17 protein-coding genes are annotated in these 14,796 nt (G+C 64.1%); 12 read left to right on the forward strand and 5 right to left on the reverse strand.

Annotated elements, in window-relative coordinates:
* Positions 1–7: 7 nt before the first annotated feature.
* The 9 genes from NK8_RS14295 to dinD all read left to right on the forward strand — a co-directional run bounded on the left by NK8_RS14295 (position 8) and on the right by dinD (position 6,741).
* Positions 8–808, forward strand: coding sequence for a xanthine dehydrogenase family protein subunit M (locus NK8_RS14295; RefSeq protein ID WP_213226717.1), 801 nt, complete (start codon positions 8–10; stop codon positions 806–808).
* A 5-nt stretch (positions 809–813) separates the two neighbouring features.
* Positions 814–1,707, forward strand: coding sequence for a MoxR family ATPase (locus NK8_RS14300; protein WP_162066692.1), 894 nt, complete (start codon positions 814–816; stop codon positions 1,705–1,707).
* On the forward strand, positions 1,686–2,894 hold the full coding sequence (locus NK8_RS14305; protein WP_162066693.1) for a VWA domain-containing protein: 1,209 nt from the start codon (positions 1,686–1,688) through the stop codon (positions 2,892–2,894). Before NK8_RS14300 ends, NK8_RS14305 begins: the two co-directional genes overlap by 22 nt.
* A complete protein-coding gene (locus NK8_RS14310; protein WP_162066694.1) occupies positions 2,885–3,427 on the forward strand; it encodes a CoxG family protein in 543 nt (180 codons plus the stop codon). The genes NK8_RS14305 and NK8_RS14310 overlap by 10 nt, the downstream gene beginning before the upstream one ends.
* Complete coding sequence (locus NK8_RS14315; protein ID WP_162066695.1) at positions 3,400–4,419, forward strand: XdhC family protein; 1,020 nt, start codon at positions 3,400–3,402, stop codon at positions 4,417–4,419. The genes NK8_RS14310 and NK8_RS14315 overlap by 28 nt, the downstream gene beginning before the upstream one ends.
* A gap of 113 nt (positions 4,420–4,532) precedes the next feature.
* A complete protein-coding gene (locus tag NK8_RS42780) occupies positions 4,533–5,132 on the forward strand; it encodes a PepSY domain-containing protein (protein WP_301549859.1) in 600 nt (199 codons plus the stop codon).
* A gap of 33 nt (positions 5,133–5,165) precedes the next feature.
* Positions 5,166–5,582, forward strand: coding sequence for a PepSY-associated TM helix domain-containing protein (locus NK8_RS43380; RefSeq protein ID WP_301549860.1), 417 nt, complete (start codon positions 5,166–5,168; stop codon positions 5,580–5,582).
* The gene (locus tag NK8_RS42790; RefSeq protein WP_225936264.1) at positions 5,513–5,743 is read left to right on the forward strand and encodes a PepSY domain-containing protein; all 231 of its coding nucleotides are present in this window, start codon (positions 5,513–5,515) and stop codon (positions 5,741–5,743) included. The genes NK8_RS43380 and NK8_RS42790 overlap by 70 nt, the downstream gene beginning before the upstream one ends.
* Positions 5,744–5,898: 155 nt before the next feature.
* On the forward strand, positions 5,899–6,741 hold the full coding sequence (dinD, locus tag NK8_RS14325) for a DNA damage-inducible protein D (protein WP_213226718.1): 843 nt from the start codon (positions 5,899–5,901) through the stop codon (positions 6,739–6,741).
* 66 nt (positions 6,742–6,807) lie between these two features.
* Here the strand turns inward: dinD and NK8_RS14330 are convergent, their stop codons facing one another.
* From NK8_RS14330 to NK8_RS14340, 3 genes are all read right to left on the reverse strand, one after another.
* Entirely contained in the window at positions 6,808–7,533 is a 726-nt protein-coding gene (locus NK8_RS14330) for a PepSY-associated TM helix domain-containing protein (protein ID WP_213226719.1), read from the reverse strand.
* Between the two features lie 178 nt (positions 7,534–7,711).
* On the reverse strand, positions 7,712–8,743 hold the full coding sequence (locus NK8_RS14335) for a serine/threonine protein kinase (protein WP_213226720.1): 1,032 nt from the start codon (positions 8,741–8,743) through the stop codon (positions 7,712–7,714).
* A gap of 63 nt (positions 8,744–8,806) precedes the next feature.
* Entirely contained in the window at positions 8,807–9,019 is a 213-nt protein-coding gene (locus tag NK8_RS14340) for a hypothetical protein (RefSeq protein ID WP_061174145.1), read from the reverse strand.
* A 444-nt stretch (positions 9,020–9,463) separates the two neighbouring features.
* Here NK8_RS14340 and NK8_RS14345 point away from each other — a divergent pair, with 444 nt between their 5' ends.
* Together NK8_RS14345 and NK8_RS14350 are read left to right on the forward strand one after the other, a co-directional pair.
* Complete coding sequence (locus NK8_RS14345; RefSeq protein WP_225936260.1) at positions 9,464–10,609, forward strand: MFS transporter; 1,146 nt, start codon at positions 9,464–9,466, stop codon at positions 10,607–10,609.
* A 220-nt stretch (positions 10,610–10,829) separates the two neighbouring features.
* Entirely contained in the window at positions 10,830–11,015 is a 186-nt protein-coding gene (locus tag NK8_RS14350; protein ID WP_061174146.1) for a hypothetical protein, read from the forward strand.
* Positions 11,016–11,056: 41 nt separating this feature from the next.
* Here the strand turns inward: NK8_RS14350 and NK8_RS14355 are convergent, their stop codons facing one another.
* A complete protein-coding gene (locus NK8_RS14355; RefSeq protein ID WP_213226722.1) occupies positions 11,057–11,761 on the reverse strand; it encodes a dienelactone hydrolase family protein in 705 nt (234 codons plus the stop codon).
* Between the two features lie 542 nt (positions 11,762–12,303).
* Here NK8_RS14355 and NK8_RS14360 point away from each other — a divergent pair.
* A complete protein-coding gene (locus NK8_RS14360; protein ID WP_061174148.1) occupies positions 12,304–13,449 on the forward strand; it encodes a branched-chain amino acid ABC transporter substrate-binding protein in 1,146 nt (381 codons plus the stop codon).
* A gap of 57 nt (positions 13,450–13,506) precedes the next feature.
* Here NK8_RS14360 and NK8_RS14365 read toward each other — a convergent pair whose 3' ends face one another.
* A complete protein-coding gene (locus tag NK8_RS14365; protein ID WP_213226723.1) occupies positions 13,507–14,730 on the reverse strand; it encodes an MFS transporter in 1,224 nt (407 codons plus the stop codon).
* Positions 14,731–14,796: the final 66 nt, after the last annotated feature.

The raw sequence follows: 14,796 nt of genomic DNA on the forward strand, positions 1-14,796 counted from the left end.
ACCGGCCATGTACACATTCGAATATGAGCGTCTGGGTGAAGCGAAGGCGGCGGTCGCGGCGTTTTCCGGCGACGCCGACGCCAAGTTCCTCGCGGGCGGCCAGAGCCTCTTGCCGACGATGCGCCTGCGCCTCGCGCAGCCATCGAAGCTGATCGACGTGACGCGCGTCGCATCAATGAAAAGCGTCACGCTCGCCGGCGACACGCTCACCATCGGCGGCGCGGTGTGTCATGCGCAGGTCGCATCGAACGCCGATGTGAAGCGCGCGCTGCCGGGCCTCGCGGACCTCGCGAGCCGCATCGGCGACCGGCAGGTGCGCGAGCGCGGCACCATCGGCGGCTCGCTCGCCAACGACGATCCGGCGGCGTGTTATCCGTCCGCCGTGCTCGCGCTCAACGCGACGGTCGTGACGGATAGAAGGCGCATCGCGGCGGACGATTTCTTCATCGACATGTACCAGACCGCGCTCGAACCCGACGAACTCATCACGGCAGTGGAGTTCCCGCTCGCCGAACGCGCGGGCTACGAGAAGTTTCGCAATCCGGCGTCGCACTTCGCGCTGGTCGGCGTATTCGTCGCGAAGTTCAAGGATGGCGTGCGCGTCGGCGTGACGGGCGCGGCTTCTTCGGTGTTTCGTCCGGCCGAACTGGAAGCGGCGTTGTCGAAGGACTTCTCGGTCGCGTCGGCGCGCGGCGTGACGATTTCGCCCGACCAGTTGAACGACGACATGCACGCGAGCGCCGCGTACCGCGCGCATCTGATTCCGGTGCTCACAGGACGCGCGATCGAGCGCGCGATGTCGTTCTGATCGCGATGCAGGGCGAGCCCGCTTCCATCGACGAGACGCTCGCGCGCCTGCGCGAGCATCAGTACTTCGCGAACCGCGAGCTCGCGACGGCGCTCTTTCTCGCGCTCAAAATGCAGCGGCCGCTCTTTCTCGAGGGTGAGCCGGGCGTCGGCAAGACGGAACTCGCGAAGGCGGCGGCGGGCCTGTGCGGCACTACGCTGCTGCGCCTGCAATGCTACGAAGGGCTCGATACCGCGAGCGCGCTGTACGAATGGGACTATCCGCGCCAGATCATGGCGCTGCGGCTGGCCGAGGCATCGGGCGAAACGCCGTCGAACGATTCGCTGTATCGCGGCGAGTTTCTGCTGAAGCGTCCCTTGCTTCAGGCTCTGCTGCCCGATCCCGTGAATCCGGACGCGCGCCGTGTCTTGCTGATCGACGAAATCGATCGCGCCGACGAGCCGTTCGAAGCGTTCCTGCTCGAACTGCTGTCGGATTTTCAGGTATCGATTCCGGAGTACGGCACGGTGCGGGCCGCGCGGCCGCCGCTCGTCGTGATGACGTCGAATCGCACGCGCGAAGTGCACGACGCGCTCAAACGCCGCTGTCTCTATCAATGGATCGGCTATCCCGAGCGCGATGTCGAACTGGCGATCGTCGCGGCGCGCGCGCCTGAAGCGGGGCGCGCGTTGCAGCAACGCGCCGTCGCGTTCGTGCATGCGCTGCGCACGCTGGACCTGTTCAAGGCGCCGGGCGTCGCGGAGACGATCGACTGGTGTCGCGCGCTGGCGGCGTTGTCGGTGTCGGAACTCGATCCGCAATCGGTGCAGAACACGCTCGGCGTGCTGCTGAAGTATCAGGACGATCTCGCGCGCATGGACGCCGACACGCTCGCGCAATGCCTGACCGCCACGCCATGACGATGGAACCGCTCGCCCGCAATGTCGTGCATTTCGTGAGGCTCTTGCGGGGCGCGGGCCTCGGCATGTCGCCCGCGCATGCGGTCGATGCGCTCGACGCGCTGCGCTTCGTCGATCTGAACCGTCGCGACGACGTGCGCGCGACGCTTGCGTGCCTGCTCGTTCATGCCAGCGACGAACGCGAGATCTTCGACGCGGCCTTCGATCTCTTCTGGCGCGATCCCGATTGGGAAGGCAAGTTGCGCGCGCTGTTGCTGCCGAAGGTGACGAACGGCATGCCGCCGCCCAAACGCAACAACCGTCTCGCCGACGCATTGGCGACGCGCGCGGCGGCATCGAAGGCGCAGGCGTCGGAATCGAAGCCCGAGGAGGCGCACGCGCGCATCACGTTCAGTTCGCAGGAGCGCCTGAGTCATCGCGATTTCGACACGCTCAGCGCCGACGAATGGCGCACGCTGCGGCATCAGATCCGCGCGCACCGGATGCCGCTCGCGACCGAGCCGACGCGCAGGCTGAAGGCGGCGTCGCGCGGCACGCACGCCGATCTCAAGGCGAGCGCGCGCCATGCCGTGCGCTCCGGCGGCGACTGGACCGTGTGGAAGTACCGCGCGGCGGTCGAGCGTCGGCCGCCGCTCGTATTGCTGCTCGACATCTCCGGTTCGATGAGCGCGTATTCGCGCGCCGTACTCTATTTCTGCCACGCGCTGCTGCAATCGCGCGAACGCCTGCAAGTGTTCCTGTTCGGCACGCGCCTGACCAACGCGACGCGCGCATTGCGCGAACGCGATCCCGATGTCGCCATCGCGACGCTCGGCACACAGGTCGCCGACTGGTCGGGCGGCACGCGCATCGGCGCGGCGCTCGCCGAGTTCAATCGACGCTGGGCGCGCCGCGTGCTGGCCGGCCGGGCGACGGTGCTGCTCGTCACCGATGGCCTCGATCACGACGCCATTGACGTGCTCGATGCCGAGATGCGCAGGCTCAAGCGCTTCGCGCATCGGCTCGTGTGGCTGAATCCGCTGTTGCGCTTTGCCGATTTCACGCCGCGCGCGCGAGGCGTGCGCGCGATCCTGCCTCACGTCGACGCGATGCTCGCGGCGCACAACCTCGACAGCCTCGGCGCCGTTGGCCGGGAACTCGCCGCCCTGTCGCAACCCAAGCCCTTAGGAGCTGCTCCATGGAACTGACCGAAACGCACACGTTGCCCGTATCGCAGGCGCGCGCGTGGGAAGCGCTCAACGACACTTCGATGCTGAAGGTCTGCATTCCGGGCTGCGACAGCATCGACGCGGACGGGGAAAATGCGTACAACGTCGCGATGACGGCGGCGGTCGGCCCGGTGAAGGCGCGCTTCAAGGGCAGAATGGAGCTCACGAATATCGACGCCCCGAATACTTATACGATCGTGTTCGAGGGGCAGGGCGGCGCGGCCGGTTTCAGCAAGGGCAGCGCGACCGTGAACCTCGAACCCGGCGCCGATGCCGACACGACCACGCTCACCTACAGCGCGAACGCGCAGGTGGGCGGCAAGCTCGCGCAGATCGGCTCGCGGCTCGTCGACGGCGCGGCGCGTAAGATTGCGGGAGAATTTTTCAAGCGGTTCAGCGCGCAGTTGCAAGGCGGGCAGGAATCACAGGACGCAGCCGCCGACGGTGAAAGCGGCGGAGAAGGGCAGGAGAAAGGAAAGAAATCATGGACAGCGTGGATCTCGAAGTCCTGAAGAACAGCGCGCGATGGCTCGAAGACGGGCATCGCGTGCTGCTCGTGACGGTGGTGAAAACGTGGGGCTCGTCGCCGAGACCCGAAGGCGCCATGCTCGCCGTGCGTGGCGATGGCCACGTCGTCGGCTCGGTGTCGGGCGGGTGTATCGAGGACGATCTCATCGAGCGGGTGCGGCAGCGGGGCATCGAGCAGACCAGACCGGAAGCGGTGAAGTACGGCATCAGCGCGGAGGAGGCGCATCGTTTCGGCTTGCCGTGCGGCGGCACGATCCAGCTCGTGCTGGAACCTTTGACGATGGCGAGCGGTGTCGCGCAACTGTGCGCGGCGGTGGAAAGCGGCCAGCTCGTCGCGCGCACGCTCGACATGGCGACGGGCGCCGCGCGCCTCGAACCCGCACAGGCCACCGACGGGGTGCTGTTTGACGACGCGCGGCTTTTGACCATTCACGGTCCGCGTTATCGGATGCTGGTGATCGGCGCGGGGCAGTTGTCGCGGTATCTGTGCAGTATCGCGGTCGGGCTCGACTATCAGGTGACCGTCTGCGATCCGCGCGAGGAATACACGGAAGAGTGGGACGTGCCGGGCACGACGATCGTGCGCACCATGCCCGACGACACCGTCATGGACATGAAGCTCGACGAACGCTGCGCGGTGATCGCGCTCACGCACGATCCCAAGCTCGACGATCTCGCGCTGATGGAAGCGTTGAAGACGCCGGCGTTCTATGTCGGCGCGCTCGGTTCGCGGCGCAATAACGCGGCGCGTCGCGAGCGGCTGAAAGAGTTCGATCTGAGCGAGGCTGAACTCGCGCGCCTGCATGGGCCAGTGGGTATCTACATCGGCAGCAGGACGCCGCCGGAGATCGCCGTGTCGATTCTCGCGGAAGTGACGGCGGCGAAGAACGGCGTTTCGCTGCCCGAGCTGTTGCAGGTCGAGGGCGCGAAGGCGGCGCGCGAGATCGAGGGGAAGGGCGAAGTGTGCGGCGTTTGAGCGCGTTCGAATTCTATGCACGGTCTGCGTGCATCGTGCGGCTATATAATAATCGTTCTCATTTGCGCGGCCATTGCGGCTGACGCGAGCCCTTCTTTCCGCTGAATCATCGAATGCCCGGCAAGTTTTTGACCGGCGACGACCGGCGCGCGACCGCACGCGCCGATGCGTCGCCCGATACGCGCACGCCCGCGGACAAGCGTCACATGAGCCAGCGCGCGTTGCGCGTGTGGTCGATCGTGCATCGCTGGACGAGTCTCGTCTGCACGGCGTTCATGCTGCTGCTTTGTCTCACCGGTTTGCCACTCGTGTTCGGCCACGAACTCGACATTCTGACCGGCGATGCGATCGAAGCACCCGCGTTGCCCGCATCGCAAGCGGATGCGCGCGCGAGCTACGACGCGGTCCTGCGCGCCGCGCTGAAGACGCATCCTGGCCACGTACCGCAATACATGATCTGGGAGCCGGACGAGCCGCTCTTGCCGGTCGTCGTGACCGCGCCTCGCGCCGACACGCCGCCCGACGACACGCTCAGCACCACCGTCGACGCCCGCACCGCGCAGCCGCTCGGCATGCCGCCTGGCAAGGGCTCGCTCAAGTTCGTTCTGCTGAAACTGCATGTCGACATGTTCGCGGGGCTTTTCGGCAAGCTCTTTCTCGGCGCGATGGGTGTCGTGTTTCTGGCGGCGATCGTGTCGGGCATCGTCGTGTAACTGCCGTTCTGGCGCAAGGTCGGGCTCGGGCGCGTGCGGCTGAAGAAGAAGCGTCGCATCGTATGGCTCGACTGGCACAACGCGATCGGCATGTTGACGCTCGTGTGGGCGTTGCTCGTCGGCGCGACAGGTTCGATCAACACGCTCGCCGATCTGATGCTCGAGGCGTGGCGCAACGATCAGCTCGCGCAGATGGTTGCGCCGTATCAGGGTCAGCCGCCGGTGACGGTGGGCGCGTCCATCGACGATGCCGTGAAGACCGCGCGAGGCGTCGCGCCGGACATGATTCCTTCGTTCGTCGCGTTTCCGGGGACGCGCTTCGCGAGCCCGCATCACTATGCCGTATGGATGCGCGGCGACGGCATTCTGACGAGCGGATCATGCGGCCGGTGCTCGTCGATGCATCGACGGGCGCGCTCACCGATTCACGCGAACTGCCGTGGTACCTGAAGGTGCTGCTCGGCTCGCAGCCGCTGCATTTCGGGGATTTCGGCGGAATGCCGCTCAAGATCTTCTGGGCAGCGTTTGATCTGCTGACGATCATGGTGCTGGGGAGCGGGCTTTATTTGTGGCTCACGCGGCATAACCCGCGGAAGGGGAGGGGCGTTTGACTTTGCGATGAGTGGCAGGGTTATCGCTTTCGAGCAGGTTCGCAAAAAATTCGGATTCCTTCACAAGAAGTAAATGCTCTCGGTGCGTAAGCTAGCCGTCTCGCTGCGAGGCCCACGGGGCCTTGGACGCGGCCGCAACCACTGGGAGACAAAAGATGTCCGTGAGCAGAACCATTGTCGCAAACCATCACCGAACATTCGAAAGCATCAAGCAGACAAATGAGGCCGACGGCGAATTCTGGTTCGCTCGCGATCTTGCGCCGTTGCTGGAATATCAGGACTGGCGCAACTTTCTGCAAGTGATCGACAAGGCGAAGGTGGCCTGCGATCGCTCGAACCACCGAATCGCCGACCATTTCGGTGAATTCACCAAAATGGTCCAGCTCGGCTCCGGTGCGAAGCGACCAGTGGCCGATTTCACTCTTTCGCGATACGCATGCTATTTGATCGTTCAGAACGGCGATCCGTCCAAGCTGGTGATCGCCAATGGTCAAACGTACTTTGCGCTTCAAACGCGCCGTCAGGAACTCGGCGACGAGAAGGCGTTTTCAGGTATGTCGGAGGATCAGCGTCGCTTGATGCTTCGTGGCGAGCTGTCGCATCACAACAAGACGCTCAGCGCGGCGGCACGCACTGCGGGAGTGGAAACCACGCTGGACTACGCGATATTCCAGGATCACGGATACAAAGGGCTGTATGGCGGCCTGGGAGCCAAAGACATTCACGCCAGGAAAGGGCTCAAAAAGAGCCAGAAAATTCTGGACCACATGGGCAGTACCGAACTAGCCGCGAATCTGTTTCGCGCAACCCAGACAGAAGAGAAACTGAGACGCGACGAAGTAAGTGGCAAGCAGAGGGCGAACCAGACTCACTTCGACGTCGGAACGAAAGTCCGTCAAACCATTCACGAGCTCGGTGGGACCATGCCGGAAGCGTTGCCGACGCCGGAAACGAGCATCCGGCAGATCGAGCGCGCTCAACGCAAGCTGACGAATTGATGAAGAAGCGGTTCTCGGCCAGACAAGCGGAGAACACGCAAATGCGTGGCCTTGGCTTCCTACGCGTCAAATCACCCCGCAAACAACCGCCGCAATCATCGACGCCGCCACGATCACCACCCCCGCCGTGCGCTTCTTGTTGAGCTCGGTCCACAACAGCACGCCCGTCAGTGACAACAGGACGATGCTGCCCGCGAACGTATCGATGAGCAGCACCCAGCCCGCGCTCAGTCCCACGCCCTTGTGCAGGTTGGTCATCATCGCGAGGAAGGTGTTCTCGGTGCGCTTCACAGACACGAAGTTGTTGCCCACCCAGTACTCGGCCATCACGCTGCCGCCCGGCGACGCCACCATCGCCGACCATTGTTCCGGCTGCATCGTGCTCTTGTCGCCCCAGCCGACCGGATGCGCCGGTTCGCGGCGTGTTCGTCCGAGATTGCCCTCGATCTTCAATTCCTTCTTGAGCCATGTGCCCATGTCGCGCGGCGTCTTGAAGCCTTCGGCGGGCAGCGGCATCTGCATTTGCGTGACCTGTGGCTCGCCGGTAGGAATGCGCAATGTGGCGCGATGATTCAGCAGAAAACCGGTCGCTCCGAACAGCAAACCGAGCAGCGCGCCCCACAGGCCGATCCAGCCATGCACCTTGCGCAGCCACTTGAGGAAGGTCGAGCGGCGCGAGCGGTTCTTGCGCACGAACTGCTCGGCATCGTCGATGAGGCGCCCATGCGGACGATATTGCGTCGAGCCGCTCGTCGCGGGCGGCTGCGGATTCAGGGTGTCGGGCGCGTTCACGCGTCTCTCCAGGATTCGGGCGTTGGCATGCAAAGCCACGCCCTCGATCGGCTAGACGCGTGGAAAAGCGTGGTGATCGACAGAAGGCGGGCGAATGAGAATCGTTATCATTACATGCGGTTAAGCGCTTTTCAACTTTTTGCGCCTGCGCAGTCGCACGCGTTTGTCACAAAAAATTTCACACCGGCCAGAGCGGGCCTTCCTGCATCGCGCCGACTTGCTCGCGCAACTCCAGAATGCGCTCTTCCCAATAACGCTGTGTGTTGAACCAGGGGAAGGCGGCGGGAAACGCCGGATCGTGCCAGCGGCGTGCGAGCCACGCCGAGTAGTGAATCAGCCGCAACGTGCGCAGGGCCTCGACGAGATGCAATTCGCGCGGATCGAAATCGCAGAAATCTTCGTATCCGGCGAGCAGATCCGTCAGCGCGCGCGATGCGTCCGGGCGGCCCGCCGGCAGCAGCAGCCACAGATCCTGAATCGCCGGGCCCATGCGGCTGTCGTCGAAATCGACGAAATGCGGGCCCGCGTCGGTCCACAGTACGTTGCTCGGGTGACAGTCGCCGTGCAGACGCAGATGCCGCACGTCGCCCGCGCGCTCGAAGCATTGCGCGACGCCTTCGAGCGCCATCGACACGACGGCTTCCCAGGCTTCGCGCACGTCGGCTGGAACGAAGCCGTGTGTCAGCAGGAACTCGCGCGGCTCGTGGCCGAAAGTGTGGATATCGAGCGTCGGCCGCTCGCGATACGGCTCGATCGCGCCCACCGCGTGAATCCGCCCGATGAATCGCCCGAGCCATTCGAGCGTGTCGCTGCGATCGAGATCGGGCGCGCGTCCGCCGCGCCGCTCGAAGATGGAAAAGCGAAAACCATCGAACTCGTGCAGCGTCGTGCCTTCGAGCACGCGCGCCGGCACCGCCGGAATCTCGAGCGCGACGAGGCTCGCGACGAACGCGTGTTCTTCGAGAATTGCGGCGCTCGACCAGCGCTGTGGCCGATAAAACTTCGCGACGACGGGCGGACCGTCTTCGACGCCAACCTGATAGACGCGATTTTCGTAGCTGTTGAGCGCCAGCTGGCGGCCGTCGGTGCGCTCGCCTGCGGGAATCAGCACGCTGTCGAGCGCATCGAGGACGCGTTCGGGCGTGAGGCCGGAGAAGGGCGGCGCGTCAGCTGCGGGCGCGCCCTGGGAATCGGGATGGATCGAGTTCATCCCGGCATTGTGCCGCGCCTTCGCGCGGACGGCATCACTGCATCGACGTAACGCGCGGCTTTCTCAATGCACGACCGTGTTCGCCGGGCGAACGATATCGCCCGTATCGATCAGGTCTTCGAGAAAGAACGGCTCCGTATTGAGCAGTTTGGTCACGCCGGGCTCGCCCTCGTACCATGCGACCATCGCCATGTCGCCGAGAATACGCATGACGATACCGCGCGCTCCCTGAGGCACGGCAATATGCACTGAGCGGACAATCGAACCGATTTGCATGATGAATCCCCGTTTCAGCGCCGGCTGAGGATTGAAGCGCCGGTCAAATGTATTTCACCAAGCACAGGCTTTTCACGGCTCGTGCACCAGACTTTTCGCCGCTTCATTGTTTCGAGAGGCGCGACATGCGCGGTCTTCATGAACGACTGTGCTCTTACTTTAGCGCATCGCGGCGCTTCAGCGTGACGCCAATCGCCGCGTTGTGTTGCCGATCGCAGACGCGAAGCAGTAATTACGTATTCATCGTCGCCGAAAAGTGCGTACCGTATTAGGCGAAACCCTTAGGTTCGGCGTATCGTTGAGAATTTTTCAGCGGAGACTTCATTCGTGAATGCTTCACCGGCGCCGCAGCGCCCGACCTCCAAAGGTAACGCGCAACGCACCGCCGACGCAGCGCCGTATCTCGAACGGGGCTCGCGCGCGTACTGGCGCGCTTCGCTTGCGCTGCTGTTCGCCGGTTACGCGACCTTCTCACTGCTGTACTGCGTGCAGCCGCTGCTTCCCGAGTTCACGAAGGCGTTCGGCGTCAGTCCGGCGGTGAGCGCGCTTGCCGTGTCCGTGAGCACGGCGGCGCTGGCCGTCGCGATATTCATCGCGGGATTCGTTTCGGAAAGCTGGAGCCGTCATCGGTTGATGACGCTTTCGCTGCTGGCGTCATCGGTGCTGACGGTCGTCGCCGCCATGTTGCCGGACTGGCACGCGCTGCTCGTCGTGCGCGCGCTCGAAGGCTTCGCGCTCGGCGGCGTGCCCGCGGTCGCGATGGCGTATCTCGCGGAGGAAGTGCATCCCGAAGGCCTCGGCCTCGCGATGGGCCTATATGTCGGCGGGACGGCCATCGGCGGGATGGCGGGTCGCGTGATCAGCGGCGTACTCGCGGATCTGTTCGGCTGGCGTATCGCGATCGGCGGAATCGGCTTGCTGGGCTTGCTCGCCACGCTCGCGTTTCGCTCGCTGCTGCCGCCGTCGCGGCGCTTCGAGCCGCGGCGTGGCGTCGGGTTTGCGCATCATCGGCGCTCGCTCGCCGGGCATCTGCGGCACGGCGGTCTGCCGTTTCTGTTTCTGATCGGCTTCGTGCTGATGGGCAGCTTCGTCACGCTCTACAACTACGTCGGCTACCGGCTGCTCGGCGCGCCGTTCCTGCTCAATCAGACGCAGATCGGCGCGATCTTCACGGTGTATCTGACGGGCGTGGTCGCGTCGCCGTGGTCCGGCAAGATGGCCGATGCATTCGGGCGCGGCCGCGTGCTGATCGCGAGTCTCATCCTGATGATGCTCGGCATCGCGCTCACCTTGTCGAACTCGCTGACGGTGATCATCGCCGGCATCGCGTGTCTGACTTTCGGCTTCTTCTCGGGACATTCGGTCGCGAGCGGCTGGGTCGGACGTCTCGCCGCCCAGGCGAAAGGGCAGGCAGCCGCGCTTTATCTGCTCGCGTATTACATCGGATCGAGTCTGATCGGCTCGTATGGCGGTCATTTCTGGACCGCGTTCGGATGGCCGGGCGTCGCGGGACTGATCGGCGTGCTATTGCTCTTCGGGCTGGCGGGCGCGGCCTGGCTGAACCGGCGCGAACGCGCCACGGCCGCCTGATAGAAAGCCGATTGAAATGAGAAGAAGATAAGGGTTTTTACGCGTCTGCTTAAAAATGCTGCGCGCAATGCCTTGTGCCATAAGGTTTTGCGTCACGCCACCGTCTCCCGCCGCACGAAGTTCGGCCGACGCATCGCATGGAGCAGCCTATACTCGAATCGTCGATGCAGCTTTTGCGCGCGACACTCGAAGTTAGAAGCAGGACGATGGGAGACGCACAATGACGACGTACTTCACGATCGGCGACTTCATTCTGATCATCCCGATGGCGCTGGCCGGCGCCCTGTTCCTCGGGGCCATTCCCTGCGCGACGCATTTCAAGAACAACGTGCTGCGTGTGTTCGGCGCGCTGCTCGGCGTGCTCGCCGCGTTTCTTCTCGTTGAAGGATTGCCGGCGCTGATATAGCGAGCGCGCCATTCAGGCACGCTCGCCCAGGCAGGCTTCGATTACAGATATTCGCCGAGGAAGGTCAGCGTGCGTCCGTGCGCGAGCGCTGACGCCTTGGCGTTGTATGACGCGCGATCGCCACAGTTGAAGCCGTGGTCGGCTTGCGGATAAACGTACAGCGCGGAATCCTTGCGGCCCGCGAACTTCTGGCGCACGGCGTCGACCGCGTCGGCCGGAATGTGTGCGTCGAGTTCGCCGTAGTGGAACTGCATCGGCACCTTGACCTGATCGGCCTTGTCGAGCGCGTTCTGAATGCCGCCGCCGTAGTAGGCCACAGCCACATCCACCGAACCTTGCGCCGCCGCGAGATATGCGAGCCGGCCGCCGAAGCAATAGCCGATCGCCGCAACCTTGCCCGTCACTTCGGGCAACGCGCGCAGCGCCTTCGCGGCCGCGCCGACATCGGCGACCGCGGCATCGAGCTGAGTCTTTTGCAGCAGTTCCATCGCCTTCTCGCGATCCGCGCCTTCGTAGCCCAGCTCGACGCGCGGCTGCGTGCGCCAGAAGACGTCCGGCGCGAGCGCGACATAGCCATCGGCGGCGTATTGATCGGCGACGCTGCGGATATGGCCGTTCACGCCGAAGATCTCCTGCAGGATGATCACGGCGGGCCCGGTGCCGGTTTTGGGTAGCGCGAGATAGCCCTGGAAGCTGTCGCCATCGGCGGGAATGTCGATCCAGCGTGAAGTCACGGATACGGTCACGTCAAAGCTCCTTGTGTTTGTGAAATCGCAGGCGAGTGAGTTTGCCAGCTTTCCCTTTCAGTCGCCCTGAACGCCCACGGCCAGGCTTGGCACGCCGCTTGACGCGCGATGGGATTTTTAGAGGCGCTGGTCTAAACGCAAGCTGAAACGAGCTTAAAAAAACAGCTTAATGATGTCGGTGGGCAGGGATTATCGGCACACGCCCGCCGGACTTGAATGACGCCCAAACCTTTGCGCGCCGATGTCTCGGAAACCCGCATGCACAGGGCGTCTTCGAAGAAACGCACCACAAACGGCGGCGCATCACAACTGGCCGCTAATTGGTAGTGACACCAGTATCTTAAAAAACTTCCCTAAATTAATTTGACAACCCTACACTTGCGCGCAGTGCGGATGGCGGCTGCCACGAACGGCCTGCCGGAAGGACTTGCCAAGTGCATGACGATGCATCCGGCGTGGTCGTCCACGGGACTGAGCGATCGTGATGAAAGACGGGGCACAGGGCGATTACGTTGTTTTTGGGACCGAAACTGGAGACTTACATGAACACCAAGCTTCACAAACTGTTGCCGATCAGCGCTGCAGCCGTGCTGTTCGCTACGTTGGCAACGTCCGCAGCAGCCGACCAGGTCGTCAAGATCGGTCACGTCGCTCCGCTGACCGGCGGCATTGCTCACCTGGGCAAGGATAACGAAAACGGCGCGCGGCTTGCAGTCGAAGAGATCAACGCAAAGGGTCTCACGATCGGCGGCGAGAAGATCACGCTGCAACTGGACCCGCAAGACGACGCTGCTGACCCGCGTACCGCCACTCAGGTCGCGCAGAAGCTCGTCGACGACAAGGTCGTTGCGGTCGTCGGTCACCTGAACTCCGGCACGTCGATCCCGGCATCGAAGATCTATAGCGATGCGGGCATCGTGCAGATTTCCCCGTCGGCAACGAACCCGGCCTACACGCAGCAAGGCTTCAAGACGACGTACCGCGTCGTTGCGACCGATGCGCAGCAAGGTCCGGCGCTCGCCAACTACGCGGCAAAGAACCTGAAGGTGAAGACGGTCGCTGTCGTCGACGACTCGACCGCTTACGGCCAGGGTCTCGCGAACGAGTTCGAGAAGACCGCCAAGTCGCTCGGCCTGAAGGTGATCTCGCACGACGCGACGAACGACAAGGCTGTCGACTTCCGCGCGATTCTCACGAAGATCAAGGGTGAGAATCCGGACGCCGTGATGTACGGCGGCATGGACGCGACCGGCGGCCCGTTCGCCAAGCAGGCGAAGCAGCTTGGCCTGCGCGCGAAGGTCCTCGCGGGCGACGGCGTCTGCACGGAAAAGCTGGCTGACCTCGCAGGCGACGCGACCGACAACGTCGTGTGCTCGGAAGCAGGCATGGCGCTCGAGAAGATGGACGGCGGCAAGGCATTCGCGGCCAAGTTCGAGAAGCGCTTCGGCCAGCCGATCCAGATCTACGCGCCGTTCACGTATGACGCGGTGTACATCGTCGCCGACGCGATGAAGCGCGCCAACTCGACCGATCCGGCCAAGATTCTCGCCGCGATGCCGAACACGGACTACAAGGGTGTGATCGGCCAGACCTCCTTCGATTCGAAGGGCGATCTGAAGCACGGCGTGATCTCGCTGTACGACTACAAGAAGGGCAAGAAGACGCTGCTCGACGTCGTGAAGATGTAAGTAACGTCGGACCCCGGTCCTGAGGAACGCGCGGATTCGCAAGATCCGCGCGTTTTTTTATATCTTCAGGCGCCGGAGGATTTTCGGCCCGATGAGCGTGATCACCGCGCAGCACGCCGCGACGACGCATAGCCCGATCGGCAGATTGCTGATTTGCGCGACGCCGCCGATCAGCACCGGGCCGAGCAGCAAGCCGAAGTAAGCGAGACCCGCAACCTGCGCGAGCCCTTCGGCCGCCGTCACGCCTTCGACGCGCGCCGCCGCCGCGAACAGCACCGGCATCATGTTCGCGAGACCGAGACCCATCAGCGTGAAGCCGGTCATCGTGACGATGGTGTTCGGCAAGACGAGCGCCATGACCATGCCGATGAACGCGAGTCCCGCGCTGCCGAAAATCAGTTGCGGCGCGCCGAAGCGCGCGCGCACCGCGTCGCCGCCGAAGCGTCCAGCCGCCATGCCGCCGGAAAACGCCGCGTAAGCCGCGCTCGATACCGAAGGCGTCGCCTCGACGATATCGCGCATGTAGACGGTGGCCCAGTCGTACATCGCGCCTTCCGCGATCAGCGCGACGAGCGCGAGGCCGCCGAGCGCCCACAGCGCGCCCGAGCGCCAGCGATTCGACGACGATGCTTTCGCGTGTTCGTCGTGGTGCGGCACGTGCGGCAATACAGCGGGCATCGACACGAGCAGAACCAGCAGACTCACGCCCGACGCCAGCGCGAGATGCACGGCGGGCGCGAGTCCGTGTGCGAGCAGCGCGCCGCCTGCCGCCGCGCCCGCCATGCCGCCGATGCTGAACATGCCGTGCAGCGACGACATGATCGGCTGCCCCAATGCCTCCTCGACCGCGCTGGCCTCGGCGTTCATCGCGACATCGAGCGTCGCCATGCCGAAGCCGAACATCGCGAGGACGATCAGCAGCATCCAGTAGTAAGGCGTCACGAGAATCAGCGAGCCGGAGAGCATCATCGTGATACCGCCGGCCATGCATGCGGTGCGCGTGCCGGCGCGCGCGATCCACGATCCGGCGGTGAGCATCGCGAAGATCGAGCCGCCCGCCACCGCGAGCAGCGCGAGCGAGAGCATGCCCGGGCTCAGCTCGAACTTGTCGCGCACGGTCGGCACGTGCACGCCCCACGACGCGTACATCATGCCCGCGATGAAGAACACCGCCATCGTCGCGTAGCGGGCGCGGGCGCGCGTGGCGCGCGGAAGGCTGCGATGCAGCGCGAGCGTCGGATTGGACTCGCGGGCGGAGGAGGCAGTAGTCGAGTCGGACACGAAAGAAGCCGTTCTGGGAAGTTGCGCGAAAGGTTGCAGGCAAGGCAACCGGAGATGATGCCATCG

Source organism: Caballeronia sp. NK8 (genome assembly GCF_018408855.1).
GTDB lineage: Bacteria > Pseudomonadota > Gammaproteobacteria > Burkholderiales > Burkholderiaceae > Caballeronia.

Coding starts and splice junctions, on each gene's coding strand:
- NK8_RS14335 (WP_213226720.1), bottom strand. CDS start 8,743: ATGAACTCGATCCATCCCGATTCCCAGGGCGCGCCCGCAGCTGACGCG.
- NK8_RS42790 (WP_225936264.1), top strand. CDS start 5,513: ATGCGGCCGGTGCTCGTCGATGCATCGACGGGCGCGCTCACCGATTCA.
- NK8_RS14315 (WP_162066695.1), top strand. CDS start 3,400: ATGGACAGCGTGGATCTCGAAGTCCTGAAGAACAGCGCGCGATGGCTC.
- NK8_RS14310 (WP_162066694.1), top strand. CDS start 2,885: ATGGAACTGACCGAAACGCACACGTTGCCCGTATCGCAGGCGCGCGCG.
- NK8_RS42780 (WP_301549859.1), top strand. CDS start 4,533: ATGCCCGGCAAGTTTTTGACCGGCGACGACCGGCGCGCGACCGCACGC.
- NK8_RS14350 (WP_061174146.1), top strand. CDS start 10,830: ATGACGACGTACTTCACGATCGGCGACTTCATTCTGATCATCCCGATG.
- dinD (WP_213226718.1), top strand. CDS start 5,899: ATGTCCGTGAGCAGAACCATTGTCGCAAACCATCACCGAACATTCGAA.
- NK8_RS14360 (WP_061174148.1), top strand. CDS start 12,304: ATGAACACCAAGCTTCACAAACTGTTGCCGATCAGCGCTGCAGCCGTG.
- NK8_RS14340 (WP_061174145.1), bottom strand. CDS start 9,019: ATGCAAATCGGTTCGATTGTCCGCTCAGTGCATATTGCCGTGCCTCAG.
- NK8_RS14305 (WP_162066693.1), top strand. CDS start 1,686: ATGCCTGACCGCCACGCCATGACGATGGAACCGCTCGCCCGCAATGTC.
- NK8_RS14300 (WP_162066692.1), top strand. CDS start 814: ATGCAGGGCGAGCCCGCTTCCATCGACGAGACGCTCGCGCGCCTGCGC.
- NK8_RS14295 (WP_213226717.1), top strand. CDS start 8: ATGTACACATTCGAATATGAGCGTCTGGGTGAAGCGAAGGCGGCGGTC.